This window comes from Kaistia hirudinis, from assembly GCF_014196455.1.
Lineage (GTDB): Bacteria > Pseudomonadota > Alphaproteobacteria > Rhizobiales > Kaistiaceae > Kaistia > Kaistia hirudinis.
The window spans coordinates 117,504-132,643 of the sequence record NZ_JACIDS010000002.1; the positions used below are offsets into that span (position 1 = coordinate 117,504).

14 protein-coding genes are annotated in these 15,140 nt (G+C 66.9%); 6 read left to right on the top strand and 8 right to left on the bottom strand.

From position 1 onward, the window contains the following. The first annotated feature begins 6 nt into the window (after positions 1–6). Complete coding sequence (locus tag GGR25_RS05655) at positions 7–2,991, top strand: autotransporter outer membrane beta-barrel domain-containing protein (protein WP_183397798.1); 2,985 nt, start codon at positions 7–9, stop codon at positions 2,989–2,991. Between the two features lie 128 nt (positions 2,992–3,119). Then, entirely contained in the window at positions 3,120–4,244 is a 1,125-nt protein-coding gene (locus GGR25_RS05660; RefSeq protein ID WP_183397799.1) for an HPP family protein, read from the top strand. Here GGR25_RS05660 and GGR25_RS05665 read toward each other — a convergent pair. The 6 genes from GGR25_RS05665 to add form a co-directional block, all read right to left on the bottom strand. After that, positions 4,241–5,125: an aromatic ring-hydroxylating oxygenase subunit alpha gene (locus GGR25_RS05665; RefSeq protein WP_183397800.1), complete on the bottom strand. Its 885-nt coding sequence runs from the start codon at positions 5,123–5,125 to the stop codon at positions 4,241–4,243. The two genes, GGR25_RS05660 and GGR25_RS05665, sit on opposite strands and share 4 nt — an antisense overlap. A gap of 297 nt (positions 5,126–5,422) precedes the next feature. Next, a complete protein-coding gene (locus GGR25_RS05670) occupies positions 5,423–6,358 on the bottom strand; it encodes an ABC transporter permease (protein ID WP_183397801.1) in 936 nt (311 codons plus the stop codon). A 196-nt stretch (positions 6,359–6,554) separates the two neighbouring features. Beyond that, positions 6,555–7,607 (bottom strand): ABC transporter permease, encoded by a 1,053-nt coding sequence (locus GGR25_RS05675; RefSeq protein ID WP_183397802.1) that lies wholly within the window; start codon positions 7,605–7,607, stop codon positions 6,555–6,557. Between the two features lies 1 nt (position 7,608). After that, positions 7,609–9,159, bottom strand: a complete 1,551-nt coding sequence (locus GGR25_RS05680) for an ABC transporter ATP-binding protein (protein WP_183397803.1) — start codon at positions 9,157–9,159, stop codon at positions 7,609–7,611. Between the two features lie 161 nt (positions 9,160–9,320). Continuing rightward, positions 9,321–10,442, bottom strand: coding sequence for a BMP family ABC transporter substrate-binding protein (locus GGR25_RS05685; protein ID WP_183397804.1), 1,122 nt, complete (start codon positions 10,440–10,442; stop codon positions 9,321–9,323). 22 nt (positions 10,443–10,464) lie between these two features. Next, entirely contained in the window at positions 10,465–11,517 is a 1,053-nt protein-coding gene (add, locus tag GGR25_RS05690; RefSeq protein ID WP_183397805.1) for an adenosine deaminase, read from the bottom strand. A 254-nt stretch (positions 11,518–11,771) separates the two neighbouring features. On the opposite strand from add, the gene GGR25_RS05695 reads away from it, so the two are divergent. The 4 genes from GGR25_RS05695 to GGR25_RS05710 all read left to right on the top strand — a co-directional run bounded on the left by GGR25_RS05695 (position 11,772) and on the right by GGR25_RS05710 (position 14,391). Beyond that, positions 11,772–12,737 (top strand): helix-turn-helix domain-containing protein, encoded by a 966-nt coding sequence (locus GGR25_RS05695; protein WP_183397806.1) that lies wholly within the window; start codon positions 11,772–11,774, stop codon positions 12,735–12,737. Next, positions 12,734–12,988 (top strand): carbohydrate kinase family protein, encoded by a 255-nt coding sequence (locus GGR25_RS05700; RefSeq protein WP_246409309.1) that lies wholly within the window; start codon positions 12,734–12,736, stop codon positions 12,986–12,988. The genes GGR25_RS05695 and GGR25_RS05700 overlap by 4 nt, the downstream gene beginning before the upstream one ends. Positions 12,989–13,073: 85 nt before the next feature. Continuing rightward, positions 13,074–13,763 carry a Rieske (2Fe-2S) protein gene (locus tag GGR25_RS05705; protein WP_183397807.1) on the top strand — a complete coding sequence of 230 codons (690 nt, stop codon included), beginning with the start codon at positions 13,074–13,076 and terminating at the stop codon, positions 13,761–13,763. Between the two features lie 4 nt (positions 13,764–13,767). Continuing rightward, positions 13,768–14,391 carry a glutathione S-transferase family protein gene (locus tag GGR25_RS05710; RefSeq protein WP_246409311.1) on the top strand — a complete coding sequence of 208 codons (624 nt, stop codon included), beginning with the start codon at positions 13,768–13,770 and terminating at the stop codon, positions 14,389–14,391. Positions 14,392–14,427: 36 nt separating this feature from the next. On the opposite strand, the gene GGR25_RS05715 is transcribed toward GGR25_RS05710, so the two are convergent. Both GGR25_RS05715 and GGR25_RS05720 read right to left on the bottom strand, forming a co-directional pair. Next, positions 14,428–14,766, bottom strand: coding sequence for a helix-turn-helix domain-containing protein (locus GGR25_RS05715; protein WP_183397809.1), 339 nt, complete (start codon positions 14,764–14,766; stop codon positions 14,428–14,430). Beyond that, positions 14,763–15,140 carry a type II toxin-antitoxin system RelE/ParE family toxin gene (locus GGR25_RS05720; protein WP_183397810.1) on the bottom strand — a complete coding sequence of 126 codons (378 nt, stop codon included), beginning with the start codon at positions 15,138–15,140 and terminating at the stop codon, positions 14,763–14,765. The genes GGR25_RS05715 and GGR25_RS05720 overlap by 4 nt, the downstream gene beginning before the upstream one ends.

A 15,140-nucleotide genomic window follows, 5' to 3' on the forward strand; every position in this document is an offset into this window, starting at 1 on the left:
GCCGGCTTGGCCGTCATCAGGACGGCTGCGCTTGGGCTGCCCTTGGCGGGGCTCGGCATGGCGACGGCCGGCAGCGCCTGGGCAGCGGATGCCACCTGGTCCACGGCGCCCGGCAGCGGCGATTACAATACGGGTGCGAACTGGGGCGGCGGCACCGTGCCGGACGGTACGGCGACTTTCGGCGCGTCGAGCATCACCAGCCTGTCCTTGTCGCAGGACACGACGACGGGCGCCTGGGTATTCGCCCCGGGCGCGTTCGACTATAATTTCAGCATCGACGCAAACATCACATTGGACGGTGCCGGCATCGTCAACAACTCCGCCTCGGTCACCGTCACGCTGGGCTCGAACGGCTATTTGTTTTTCGACAATGCGAGCAGCGCGGGCGGAGCAAATCTCGTCAACGCGACCTCGACTTCCGGGATCTATTTCTCCGATGAAAGCACCGCAGCAGACGCTCATATCAGCAACAATGGCGGCTTGCTGAAGTTCGAGGCATCCAGCACGGCCGCGAACGCGGCGATCACATCGTCCGGGCGCATCATTTTCGACGACTCCTCGACCGGGGGAAATGCCTCCATCTACAACAGCGCCGGTCTGGAGTTTGACGGCCAAAGCACGGCCGGCAACGCCGTGATCACCAACGCTGCCGGCGGCAAGACGCTCTTCCAGAATTTTTCCGACGCCGGCAGCGCAACGATCACCAATCATGGCGTTCTGCGGTTCATCGACGACACCCATGTCGGCACGGCGGCGATCACCAACTACAATTCGCTGACCTTCGAGACGGTAGCCAACGCCGACAGTGGCACCATCGACAATCACAACCTGGCCTATTTCAAGGACTATTCCAGCGCCGGCAGCGCGACGATCACCAATCGCGGCACGGTCTATTTCCGCGACAATTCGACAGCCGCCTCCGCCGCGATCCAGAATAACGATATCGGTATTGTGCGGTTCGAAGGGAACAGCTCGGCCGGCGAGGCCACGATCCAGAACGATGGCGTTCTGTTCCTGATCGACGGCAGCACGGCCGGCGCGGCCTCCATCACCAATACCAAGACGCTCGGTTTCCAAGGCACGGCCAGCGGCGGCGACGCCACGATCATCAACAGCCAGACCGGCCAGATGATCTTCTTCAACGAGGCGACGGGCGGCAACGCACAGATCGTCAATGACGGCTATTTCGATATCGCCAATACCACGGCGGGGTTCGCAGGCAGCAGCGCCGGCTCGCTGGCGGGCACCGGCGAATTTCACCTCGGCAATCATCTCCTGACGGTTGGCAGCAACGGCCTCTCGACGGAGGTCAGTGGCGTCATCGACGGCGTTGGCGGCGCGCTGACCAAGGTCGGTGCGGGAACGCTGACGCTCTCGGGCGCCAACCTCTATACCGGCCCGACGGCGGTCGATGGCGGCAAGCTCGTCGTGAACGGATCGCTGCTCTCGGTCGTCACGGTCAATGACGGCGGAACCCTGGGCGGCAACGGCCAGGTCGCGGGCGTTACGGCCAATCTCGGCGCGATCATCGCGCCCGGCAATTCGATCGGGACACTCGTCGTCAATGGCGATGTCACCTTCGCCGCCGGCTCGACTTACCAGGTCGAAACCAATGGCACCGGTGCTTCGGACAAGATCGTCGCCACGGGCGCCGCGACGCTCGACGGCGGCACCGTCGCCGTCCAGAACACCGGCGGCGGCTTCGCGCTCGGCACGCATTACACCATCCTGACGGCCGATCTCGGCGTCACCGGCACCTTTGCGTCGCTGCAGGCGCCGACGATGACGCCGTTCCTCGCCTTCTCGCTCGGCTATGATCCGGCCAGCGTCTATCTGAATGTCGACCGCAGCGCTGTCACCTTCGCCTCGGCCGGCCACACCCCGAACGAGACGGCGACGGGTAGCGGCGCCGACAGCCTGCCGCTGAGCAGCCCCATCGTGGGCGCGCTGGCGCAGCTCGACATGGCCGGCGCGGCCGCCGCGCTCGACCAGCTCTCCGGCGAGGAGCATGCCTCGATCAAGGGCGTGATGATCGACGACAGCCGCTTCGTGCGCGAGGCGTCGCTGGAGCGGCTGCGCAACGCCTTCGGCGACGGCAGCGCGCCGGGACAGGCGGTCACGGCCTATGACGCGACGGGTGCGGTCAAGGCGCCGGCCAATACGGATCGCTTCGCGCTCTGGGGCGGCGGCTTCGGCTCCTGGGGCTCATGGGACGGCAATGGCAATGCGGCCTCGATCGACCGCGACATCGGCGGCGTGTTCGTCGGCGCGGACGGCCAGGTGGGCGACGCCTGGCGTCTCGGCGTCATCGGCGGCTACAGCCGGTCCGATTTCAGCGTCGATGGCCGCAACGCATCCGCGACCAGCGACAATTATGATCTCGGCGTCTATGCCGGCACGCAGATGGGCGCGGTCGCGTTCCGCTCCGGCCTCGCCTATACGTGGCACGACATCTCGACCAGCCGCGGCGTCGTCTTCCCCGGCTTCGCCGAGTCGCTCTCGGCCGATTATGCCGCCGGCACGGCGCAGGCCTTCGGCGAGCTCGCCTACACCTTCAAGGCCGGCCAGACCGCGTTCGAGCCCTTCGCCAATCTCGCCTATGTCAATCTTTCGACCGACGGCTTCACGGAGCAGGGCGGCGCCGCGGCCCTGACCGGCCAGAGCAGCGATGCCGGCGTCACCTATACGACGCTGGGCCTCCGCGGTTCGACGGTGTTCGCGGTCGGCAACGGGATGACCGCCACGGCCCGCGGCACGATCGGCTGGGTCCATGCCTTCGGCGACACCACGCCGATCACGACCTTCGCCTTCGCCGGCGGCTCCGCGTTCGACATTGCGGGCGTCCCCATCGCCAGCGACGCGGCTTTGCTCGAAGCAGGCCTGGACCTCAACCTGACGCCGACCGCGAAGATCGGCATCAATTATGGCGGCCAGCTCTCCTCCGGCGCGACCGACCAGACGCTGGCCGGGGCACTGACGGTTTCGTTCTGAGTCGGCGGGCCGGTACCGCTCGGGGGGCTGAGCGGCTGGACAGGGGCGCGGACCGGGCCTAATTTCCCGGCCCCGCCTTCGATCGCTCCATCAAGCGGGAGCGATCTGCAATCGGCATTCGCGATTTCATGTCCAGTCTGCGCCGTTCTCTCGCCGACAAGGCCCGCCATCATCTGTTCAACCCGATCCTTGCCGGTGCGACGGCGCGCGAGCGGGCGCTTGCCTGCCTCGGCGCGCTCGTCGGCATCTGTCTTGCCGGGCTGATCAGCGGCGCCCTCGCAGGTTTCGACCTGGGCCTACCGCTCATCGTCGCGCCGCTCGGCGCCTCCGCCGTCCTGCTCTTCGCCGTTCCGTCGAGCCCGCTCGCCCAGCCCTGGCCGATCATCGGCGGCAATACGATTTCGGCGCTGGTCGGAATAACGGTTGCGCACTTCGTGCATGAGCCGGCGCTGGCGATCGGGCTCGCCGTGGCGCTGGCGATCGGCGCCATGTCGCTGACCCGCAGCCTGCATCCGCCCGGCGGCGCCGCGGCGCTGACCGCGGTCGTCGGCGGCCCGGCGGTCGCGGCGGCCGGCTTCTCCTTCGCGCTCGTTCCGGTCCTTTTGAATTCGGTGCTGCTGGTCGCGCTCGGCCTCGCCTTTCATCGCCTGCGCGGCCGCGCCTATCCGCATCGGCCGCAACCCGCCGCTGTGAACACGCACGGCACGGCTGATCCGCCGCCGCTCGCCCGGGTCGGCTTCCGGCCCGAGGATGTCGATGCGGCGCTCACCGCGCTCGACGAGACCTTCGATATCGATCGCGACGATGTCGACCGGTTGCTGCGGCAGGTGGAGCTCGAAGCGCTGCGCCGCACGACGGGCGACGTTCCCTGCAGCGCCGTCATGTCGCGCGACGTTGTCGCGGTGGGCGTCGAAGCCCGCTGCGGGGAAGCCAGCGCGCTCTTGCTCGCGCATAATCTCCGCACGCTACCGGTGCTGGACGGCGCGGGCCGGCTCGCCGGCGCGATCGGCCTTCGCGAGATCGCGGGCGGCGCGGACTTCGTCCGCGACGCGATGACGGCTGCCGTCACGGCAGAGCCCGGCGATCCGGTGATCGGGCTGGTTCCGGCGCTCACCGACGGCACGACCCGCGCGGTCGTCATCGTCGAGAACGATGGCAGCGTGGCCGGGCTGGTGACGCAGACCGATATCCTGTCGCTGCTGGCGCGGACGGCGGTGCTGCAATCGCCGGGCGCCGGCGGGGCGACCGCCTAGGCCGCCTTCTCCGCCGTGCCGAACGTGACGCCCTTTTCCTTCAGCCAGCGGCGATAGGCGACGGAGGAGATGTCGGCGCGGGTCGGGATTTCGGCGCGGGGCTCGAGCGGCAGGAGGCGCGGGCGCTGGTTTTCGAGGATGATCCGGTCCTGCAGGAAGATGAGCTGCTGGAAATGGATCATCGAGGTCAGCGAATTGCCCTCGTCGATGATGAACATCACGGGATGCGCGCGGCAGCGGTCATGGTCGAGCGGCTGCACGAACAGGCAGATCACGTCCCAGCGGTTCGCCGCAACGGGACAGGTCTTGTAGAGCAGAACCTGGAACGGCGCGGCGACGCGGTACATGTATTGCGTCATGATCCCGCCCGAGGCGGAAAGCGCGGCCTGCGGCTGGAAGAACTCGCAATTCGTCGCCCAGACCTCGTCGACGTCGCGGCGGATCTCGGTCGTGTAGTGCCGCACCTCGGTGTTCGGCTCCGCGCCGAGGATATCGGTATGGACGAAGGGGAAATGCGCCATATCGAGGAAGTTCTCGACGATGCGCAGCCCCGACGCCTTCACGGCGACTGCGCCGCAGACGACCTGGTTGCGATCGGCCTCGTCCGCCTCGGGAATGTCGAACAGTTCGCGCTCCGGCGTGCCGAGCGTGGTCCAGACATAGCCATAGCGCTCCCTCGTCGGCAGCGTCTCACTGAACGATCCATCCGCCAGCTTCTCGCGCACGATCACCGTGCCGGCGGCGTCGCGCTCAACCTGTAGATCGCGCCCGAGCAGGCGGTTCGCGCGCGGCGCGGCGGGGATATCGGCGAGCGCGTCGATGACGTACCACTGGTCGAGCGAGGCCTTTTCCGCAGGCCGCTGCGCGTGGATCGATGCCATGGGACTAGTTCTCCGATCGCTTGAAATAGAAGCGCATATCGTTTCCTTCACCTCCCCCTGAGGGGGAGGTCGACGGCCGAAGGCCGGCGGGAGAGGGTTTAGGGAACTCTCCGAAGAGGGCTCCGATCAAAGGGCGCAGCTTCCGAGAGGCCGTAAACCCTCTCCCGGCCCTTTGGGCCGACCTCTCCCTTAGGGAGAGGTGAAGGAAGTCCCTGTTCGATCGCATCGTCTTGTACCGTCGCGCGTCGAGGCGGTCCATCATGCTGCTATCATCTGCCACCAGCGCTGCCATCGCGCTCACCTCTCGTCGCGGAAATAGGGGATGCCGAGGCCCGCCGGGGCGGTGAAGGAGAGGCGCAGCCGTTTCCAGACGAAGACCGGCAGGATCATCGCGGCGATGGTGCCGAGATAGGGCAGCATGGAGAGGAAGGGCGGTGCGATCGGCCAGTTGCGCGCCTGGCCGACGAAGCCGAGCGCGGTGATGACGCCGAAGAGCAGCGCGCCGAACACGGCCCAGAACGGGCGATAGCCGGCGAAGATGACGAGCGCGACCGCGATCCAGCCGCGCCCGGCGACGACGCCGTCCGACCAGGACGGCACGAAGGCGAGCGTCAGATAGGCGCCCGCGCCCGCGCCCAGCGCCGCGCCGATCGTCACATAGGTGAAGCGGATCAGCGTCACCGGAATGCCCGCGGAATCTGCGGCGGCCGGGTTCTCGCCGACGGCGCGTACATTCATGCCGTGGCGCGTGCGGAACAGCACGAAGGAAATGACGGCCGGGATGATCAGATAGATCAGATAGACGAGGATGTTCTGCGAGAAGAGGGCGCGGCCGAGGATCGGCAGGTCGGAGAGATAGGGGATGATCACCTTGTCGAACTGTGCCTTGGCCGGCATGCCGGAATAGGGCTTGCCCACGGTCACCGCGAGCCCGGAGCCGAGCATGGTCAGCGCGAGGCCGCACAGCACCTGGTTGGCGCGGAAGGTGACGGTGGCGAGCGCGAAGATCGCGCCGAAGACGAGCCCGACGACCAGCGCCATGGCGAAGCCGAAGAACGGGTTCGGGATGATCGTGACGGCGATGATGCCCGTGACGCCGCCGAGCGCCATCAGCCCCTCGACGCCGAGATTGAACACGCCGACGCGCTCCGCCAGCACCTCGCCAAGCGCCGCCAGCGCCAGCACGCCACCCGCGAGCACGGCCGTTGCGAGGATTCCGGTGATGATGTCCATCGTCAGAGACTCCGGCCGGATGTCGCGTGCGGCGCCGCACCACAAGCGGCGGTCATCCCGGCGAAAGCCGGAATCCATTCAGCTGTGACCGTCGGCGCTTCGGCTGCATGGATCCCGGCTTTCGCCGGGATGACGGAGAATGCGAGGGATGGCGGAGCCAGGTATGGAGAGTTGAAGGCGTCCATGGTCTGTCTCCTCAGGCCGTCGCCGCTCGCGGGCGGACGAGCCGGTAATGCGCGAACTGATCGGCGATGGCCGTGAACAGCATGATGAGGCCGGTGAGCGCGAGCACGGCGCTCGTCGTCAGGCCCTGCGTCTGCAGGATGATGCCGGCGTTCAGGATCAGCGCCATCAGGAAGGCGCCGGCGATGACGCCGAGCGCCGAGCCGCGGGCGAGCACCGCGACCATGACGCCGAGATAGCCGTAATTGTTGGAGATGCCGCCCTGCAGGCGGTGCACCGTGCCGGCGACTTCGAGCATGCCGGCAATGCCGGCGATCGCGCCGGAGAGCAGCATGATGGTGATGAGGCGGCGGCGGACGGGAATGCCGGCATAATGCGCAGCGTCGGGATTGGCGCCGGAAAGGCGCACCTCATAGCCCCATTTGGTGTAGCGCAGCGCCAGCGCGAACAGGATCGGCGCGGCGAGCGCGATCACGAAGCCCCAATGCAGCGAGCCGAAGAAATCCGGCATCTTGTAGGGCACGCGGCCGGTCGAGGCGGTGGTGCCGGAGACGCGGTCGCGCCAGGGGCCGGTCGCGACATAATAAACCAGCAGCAGCGCGACGAAATTGAGCAGCAGCGTCGTGATGATCTCGTCGACCTTGGCATAGGCCTTGGCGAGCGTCGGCACGAGGATCCAGAGTGCGCCGCCGGCCGCGCCGGCGAAGAACATCAGCACCAGCATGAAGGGCTCGGGGCCCTTGATGAACAGGCCGATCGCGGTGGTCACGAAGGCGCCGAGATAGAACTGGCCGTCGGCGCCGATGTTCCACAGGCCCATGCGCGCCATCACCGTCACGGCAAGGCCGGTCAGCAGCAGCGGCGTATAGAGCAGGCCGAGATCCTCGAGCCCGAATTGCGAGCCGAGGCTCTTCACGATGATCTGCCGGCCGAGATGAAGCGAATCGAAGCCGGCAATGCCGAGCACGAGCGCGCCGAGGCCGAGCGCCAGCACGAAGCCGATGACGCGGGCCGTCAGGGCGCGCGCGGAGGAAACGACCGGGCTGCGGACGAAATGGAGCGCCATCTCAGGCCGCCTCGGTCTGCTGGGTCTGGCCGCCCATCAGGAGGCCGACGCGTTCGAGATCGGCATCCTTCGTCTCATAGAGGCCCATGACGCGGCCCTTGAACATGACGGCGATGCGGTCGGTGACGTCGAACAATTCGGAGAGTTCCTCGGAGATCAGCACCACCGCGACGCCCTGGTTTCGCAGGTCGATCAGATAGTGGAGCAGGGTCGAGATCGCGCCGACATCGAGCCCGCGCGAGGGATAGGCGGCGACGATGGCAAGCCTTGCGATCCGCATCTCGCGCCGGGCGACGAGGCGCTGCTGGTTGCCGCCGGAAAGGTTGCGGATCGGCGTGCGGAGCGAGGGGATCGTTACCGCGGCGTCGTCGGCGATCTGCTTGGCGAGCGCGTCGGCGGCTTTCGGCGAGAAGAAGATGCCGTGCGCGATCGGCGCCTCGCCATAGGCGCGCATCACTGCATTGTCGCTGATCGGCAGCGACGGCGCGATGCCGCTCTTGATCCGGTCCTCGGGGATGTGCCCGACGCCCAGTTCCAGGAAGACATCGGGCGAGGGATCGTCCAGCGGCACGCCCTCGACCAGGATGCGGCCGGAATCGGGCCGGCGGATGCCGGTCAGCACCTCGGAGAGTTCGCGCTGGCCATTGCCGGCGACCCCGGCAATGCCGAGGATCTCGCCGGCGCGCACCGGCAGGTCGACCTCGATCAGCCCCTTGCGGCCGCGATCGTCGCTCGCCGAGACATGATCGAGCGCCAGCACGATCCGCCCGGCTTCGCTGCGCGGCACGATGGCTTCGCGGAGGCCCCCCAGCACCATCTCGCGGCCGACCATCCATTGCGCGAGCTTGGTCGTGGTGCAGTTCTCGGTCGTCTCGGTGAGCACCTTGCGGCCCCCGCGCAGCACGGTGACGCGGTCGGCGATCTCCATCACCTCGTCCAGCTTGTGCGAGATGAAGATCACGGAATTGCCGGCGTCCTTGAACGCGCGCAGCGCCTTGAACAGGACGCGCGCCTCGGCAGGCGTCAGCACGGCGGTGGGTTCGTCGAGGATCAGCACGCGCGCCTGCCGCGCCAGCACGCGCAGGATCTCGACGCGCTGCTGCTCGCCGGCCGAAAGCTCGTCGATCCGCGCCTCGGGCCGGACCGCGAGGCCGTAGCGCTCGGAAAGCGCACGCGTGCGGGCTTCGAGCACGCTCTTGGAGGCGAGGCGCGGCGTCTCCTTCCAGCCGAGATGCACATTTTCTGCGACGGTGAAGGCGCGCACCAGCTTGAAATGCTGGTGCACCATGCCGATGCCGGCCGCGATCGCCTCGACGGGCGAGGCGAAGGCGACCTCCTTGCCATCCATCAGGATCGCGCCCGAATCCGGCCGGTAGATGCCCGTCAGCACATTCATCAGCGTCGATTTGCCGGCGCCGTTCTCGCCGAGCAGCGCATGGATCTCGCCCGGCAGCAGGTCGAAATCGACATCCGCATTGGCGATCACGCCGGGAAACACCTTGCCGATGCCGCGGAGGGCGACGATCGGGCGGGGGGAGGGGGAGGCGGGCATGACAATCCCGATTGCAAACGGATCGGAGAGCACTTCCGCTTGTCCCGCCGTCATCCCGGCGCAAGCCGGGATCCATACAGCCGTGAACGGCCTCGGCTGAATGGATCCGGGTCAAGCCCGGGATGACGGCGGAGCAGGCGTCGCAGGAAGAGAACGGCGGCCTAGACCTTCAGTCCGGACACGCCCTCGATCGACCAGTCCCAATTGTAGAGTTCGTCCTCGGTCATCCGGTGGCCGGCGGGAACGCGGACCGTGCCTTCGGCGTCCTTGATCTCGCCGACGAAGGGGCTCCAGCCTTCCTTCAGCATCTTGTCGCGCACGGCATCCGCCTTGGCGGCGACGTCGGCCGGGACGCGCTCGCCCCAGGCGTCGCGGTCGATGCCCTTGCCCATCGGCAGCAGCGTCTCCTCGCCGCCCGTCCATTCGCCGGCGAGCCGCTTCTTGACCTGCTCGACATAGTAGTCCTTCCAGTCGAGCACGATCGACGAGACATAGGCCTTGGGGCCATAGCGGCGGATGTCGGTGTTCCACATCGCGGCCCAGATGCCGCGTTCCTCGGCGACCTGCAGATAGGCGGCCTCGTCCATGATGCCGAACAGGAAGTCGCAGCCATTGTCGGCGAGCGCGGTGCCGGCCTGCTTGGCGCCCTGCGGATCGAACCAGGAATTGATCACGACGGCCTGCAGCGTCGCGTTCGGGTTCACCGTGCGCGCGCCCATCAGGAAGGCATTGGTGCCGGAGAAGACCGAGGGAACCGGGAAGGAGGCGACGTAGCCGAGCTTGCCGGTCTTCGACAAGAGGCCGGCGGCGATGCCGACGACATAGGTCGGATACCAGTGCTGGATGTAATAGCCGGAGAGATTATCGGCCGGGCGGCGGCCGTCGCACTCGAACCAGGCGACGTCGGTCGCGCGGTCGGAGACCTCGTAGATCAGGTCGCCATAGTTCGAGGTCGAGAAGATCATATTGGCGCCGTCGGACACCATCTGGCGGTAGATGCGCGTGCAATCCGCCGAAAAGGGGATGTTCTCGACCTCGAGATACTTCGCCTTCGGGAAGGCGGCCTTCACTGCTTCCAGCCCCTGGTGGTGGCTGTAGGTCCAGCCCTCGTCGGAGATCGGGCCGACATGGCCGAAGCCGATGATCGCGTCCTCCTCCTTCACCGCCGGCAGCGGCGTCGCCGCCAGCGCCTGGCGGACCTTCCACGGCACCATAGAGGCGGCGGCCGTCATGCCAGCAAGCCCCATGAAGCGGCGGCGGTTGATGTTCTTCAGGTCGATCATTCTCGTCCCTCTGGTCGTTGTTTCAGTGGATTGCGGCGGCGGGCGCGTCGAGTTCCGCAGCCAGCGCGTCGATCTCGGCATCCCATTCGCTGAGCAGGGTCGCCTTGGTGCCTTCGTCGAGCCACGAGGCGCGGATCGAGTTCAGTGCACAGTTCTTGAGCACATCAGCGCCGAAGCCCATTTTCGTTGCCACCAGCGCATATTCCTTGCCGAGGTCCGTGCCGAACATCGGCGGATCGTCGGAGTTGATGGTCACGTTGAGGCCGGCCTCGATCATCTGGCGCATGGCGTGGTCGGGCGCGGCGAGGTCGCGCCAGATCGTCGTCGCCTCCGTCGTGCTGGGGCAGCAGGTGAAGAAGACGCCCTGTTCGCGGCAGGCGGCCACGAGATCCTCATCGTCGACGACGTGATAGCCATGGTCGATGCGCTCGACGCCGAGGATCGCGAGCGAGTCGCGTACATTCTCGGCCGGTCCGCTCTCGCCGGCATGGGCCGTGCGATGCAGGCCGAGCGTTGCGGCGCGTTCAAAGAGCGGCTGGTAGGGCGCGGGCGGAAAAGGCGCCTCGTTATAGTCGAGGCCGATGCCGATCACCTTGTCGGTACGATGCTCCTGCACGAGATCGAGAAAGGCGAAGCCGCGTTCGAGCCCGAGTTCGCGGCTATGCGCCGGGATCAGTCGCGACGTGAGCCCGCGATCGGTCTCGATGTCGTCCATCGCGTTGAAGATGCCGGCCAGCATGATGGTATAGGCGACACCATGCGCCTGATGCGCGTGCGGCGAGAAGAAGAACTCGACATGGCGCGCACCGCTATCGGCGCAGCTTTCCAGCATCTCATAGGTGATACGGTGAAAATCGCTCGAATCCCGGATCGATCGGCTGACGAGATCATAGATCTTCAGGAAGTCCGGCAAATTGTCGTAGCGATAAAGCTCGGAAATGTCGCCATGCGGTGGCAGCTCGATCCCGTTCTTGCGGGCGAGTTCGACGAAAGTCCCCGGACGAACGGCACCTTCGAGATGAAGATGCAGCTCGATCTTGGGAATGCGGCGCGCGAAGGTCTCGATATCCACCATGTCTCTCCTGCCGACATCCAAGCAATGTTCAGGCCATGAGCCCCGCTGTTCGGGGCTGCCTCGCGCGATGAAGCGGCTCCCCGGGCGGCGCTGCAAAGCCGGCCGCGGCCGGTTGCGCTCAGCCGCTGCTCGTCTTGCGCTGCAGGGCCGGTCCGCGGCGTCGCGCCGCTGCGCTGTCGATTGCGGTCGTTCTGCTCAGGCGATAGACATGCCTGAATGTTAGGCGCATCCGCCCCCACAGGAGTCGCAAACAGATGCTTCCACCCGGCACCAAGCGTCTGCTGGATCATCCGCAATGGGAACGGCTCATGTGGGACAGCTGCAGCCCGATGAAGGTTCGCCCCGGCGATCAGGCCGGGTTTCGGGCAAGCCTCGCGCTGTGGGATCTCGGCAGCCTGGGCCTCCGCCTCTTCCGCGCGCCGCGCTATGTGGCCGAGCAGACGCCGCAGGACATCCACCGCGCGCAGCGCCGCCGCCTCATTCTCGCCGTGCCGCTCGAGGGGCGCTGCAGCTTTGCCCAGTTCGGCCGCACCGTGGCGCTGGAGCCGGGACAGGCGGCCTTCCACATGACCACCGCGCCGATGGAGTACATCCAGGACGAGGAGGGGGCGATGATGCTTGTCCAGGTGCCGGCGAGCCGGGTCGGCCTCTATGTCTCGTGCCTCGAGGATATCTGCGCGGTGCGGATCGATGCCGGCGACCGCATCCTGGCGACGCTGCTCGGCGGCGCCCGCGCCGTGCCGGAAATCCATGCGATCTCGTCGGAGCGGGCCAAGGAGGCCTTCGCGGAAGGGCTGGTGGCGAGCCTCGGCGCGCTGGGTGCGCTGCTGTCGGAGAGCGTCGATACGCGCGCCTCGGTCGTGAAGCGCCGCAGGCTGAACGCGGTCAAATCCTTCATCGACACGCATCTCGCCGACAGCGGGCTCAATCCCGACCGGATCGCCGGCGCCAACGGCATCTCCGTGCGCTATCTGCACCATCTCTTCCAGGCCGACGGCCAGTCGGTGACCGACTGGATCCGCGAGCGGCGTCTCGATCAGGGCCGCAAGGGGCTGGAGAGCGCGGAGCTGATGGCGCTCACCGTGAACGAGATCGGCCTCCGCTCGGGCTTTTCGAGCGACGCGCATTTCCGCCGCGCCTTCAAGACGCGCTTCGGCGTGGCGCCGCGCGAATATCGCCGCCAGCGTCTCGCCGGCTTTGCCGAAATGCAGGCATCATGAGGGCCCGCGCGACCATGGTGTTTCGCGGTGTCTTCGCGCCGGAGAGTTTCGCGGAATTCATGCGCCATCGCGCCGCCCGCCTCTCGATCGCCGCGCGTCCGCGCCGGCTGGAGGATGCGCGGATCGAGGTGGAGGTCGAAGGCGATGCCGACCTCGTGGACATGTTCGAGATGGCCTGCTCGCTCGGTCCGCTCGATTGCCTCGTGCTGGATGTCGAGCGGGTCGGTTCCGAGCCGGGTTCAAGGCGATGAGATCGGGCGCAGCAACCAAGTCGCGAAAAGAAGACGCCACGCGACAAAAAGCTGACGCCGTCACAGAAGGAAAGGCAGTGGGCAGATGAGTTTCGAGGCCGGTTGGTACGCGGTCGCCATCGCCGAAGGGCTCGAGCCCGGAACATCGGCCGGCACGCGGCTGTTCGACAAGGAGATCGTCGTCTGGCGCGACCAGGACGGCGCCTCCCATGCCTGGGAGGACCGCTGCCCGCATCGCGGCATGCGCCTGTCGTTCGGCTTCGTGCGCGGCAATCACATCGCCTGCCTCTATCACGGCTGGCAATATGATACGGCCGGCCAGTGCCGCTACATTCCGGCCCATCCCAATCTCGAGGTTCCCGATACGATCAAGGTCGTGACCTATCCCTCCGCGGAGGCGGGCGGTCTGGTCTGGATCTGGTCGGAAATGACCACCGAAGCGCCGGTGCCGCCGCCGGCCGACTTTGCGGCGCGGCCGGTGCGCAGCCTCTATGTCGAGCGTTCGGCCGAGAGCATCGCGGCGGCGTTCGTCTCCGGCGCGCTGGGCGATTTCGAGGCGTCGGGGCCATCCGTGTTCGAGACGGTGATCGATGGCGCGCGGCTTCGTCTCGCCTTGCAGCCCTTCACGGCCGAGCGCTCCGCGCTCCATATCGTGCGCCTCGGCGGCGAAGCCGACCCGACCGCGATTGCCGCCTGGTCGGAGGGCCTGCGACGCGGCCTCGAAGCGCCGCTGCCCGTCCGTTGCGCCGCGCCCGCGGCCCATGCGGGAGCCTGATCCGATGATCCTGCACGACTACGAACTCGATTCCGACGCCTACAAGGTTCGGCTGCTGCTCTCGATCCTCGGTGTCGCCTATGACAAGGTCCCTGTCGACGTGCATCCGGGCCGCGAGCAGCGCACGGAGCCCTATCTCCGGCTCAACCCGCTCGGGACGCTGCCGATCCTCGTCGACGGCGACATGGTATTGCATGATGCCGAGGCGATCCTGCCTTACATCGCAAAGCGCTATGACACGGGTGGGGTCTGGCTGCCGGATGATCCGGCCGCGTTCGGCGCCGTCATGATGTGGCTCGTCTTCGCCGCCCGCGATCTCGCTTCGGCCGACCAGGCCCGCCTGCATCACATGCTGGAGGCGCCGGGTGACCCCGTGGCGCTCGACAAGGCCGCGCGCGCCGCCTTCCGCGTCATGGAAGACCACATGACGAAGCGCGAACTGGCCGGCGCCAAGTGGTTCGTCGGCGCGTCGGCGACCATCGCGGATCTCGCGCTGTTCCCGCCGATCGCGCTCTCGCGCGACTTCGCGATCGACCACGACGAATACCCCGCGCTCCGCCGCTGGATGCGCCGCGTCCGCGCCCTCCCGGGCTTCATCACCATGCCGGGAATTCCGGACTATCATTGAGGGGGGCGAGCTCTTCCCGAGCCGCCCCGAATTTCCTCAGGCTGCCTCGGGCGTGAAGCTGATCTGGCCGCGCCCCTCCGGCCCGGACCGCGGACGCGAGATGATCTCGACGTCCCGGTCGAAGGCCGTCAGGAGCGTCATGAGCCGATCGACTGAGTATTCGCGGAAGCTTCCTTTGAACAGGCGCGACACCTCCGGCTGACTGATCCCCATCAACGACCCGGCCTTGGCCTGAGTCAGGCCGCGTTCGCGTGTCAGGCGATAGAGTTCGGCGACGATCTGTGCCTTGAGGAAGTGGGTCTCCGCGTCCGGCAGGCCGAGATCTGCAAAAATGTTGGCGGCGCTCTCGTGAACTTCGATCGGGTCCGTCGTCATGATCCGTGTTCCTTGTTCCGGGTATACAGCGCCTCGGCATCGCGCAAGCGTGCCCGGATCAGTTCGACTTCCGTTTGTGGCGTTCGAATCCCGCGCTTCGACTTCTTCTTGAAGCTGTGCAGAACATAGATGGCCTCGTCGAAGCGCACCGTGTAGACAGCCCGGTACGTATCTCCGTCATGATTGTCGATCAACTCGACGACGCCGCTCCCGAAACCCTTCAGGGGTTTGGCCGATGGTGGATGCTGGCCTGTCTGTGCAAGAAATAGCTCGAAGCCGAAACTGTCCTGAACCTGCGATGGAAACTCCATGTAGTCCTTGCGGCTGGAACCGATCCAGCGCAACGCCCGCGCAGGCCTTGGAAGCGGCGCCAT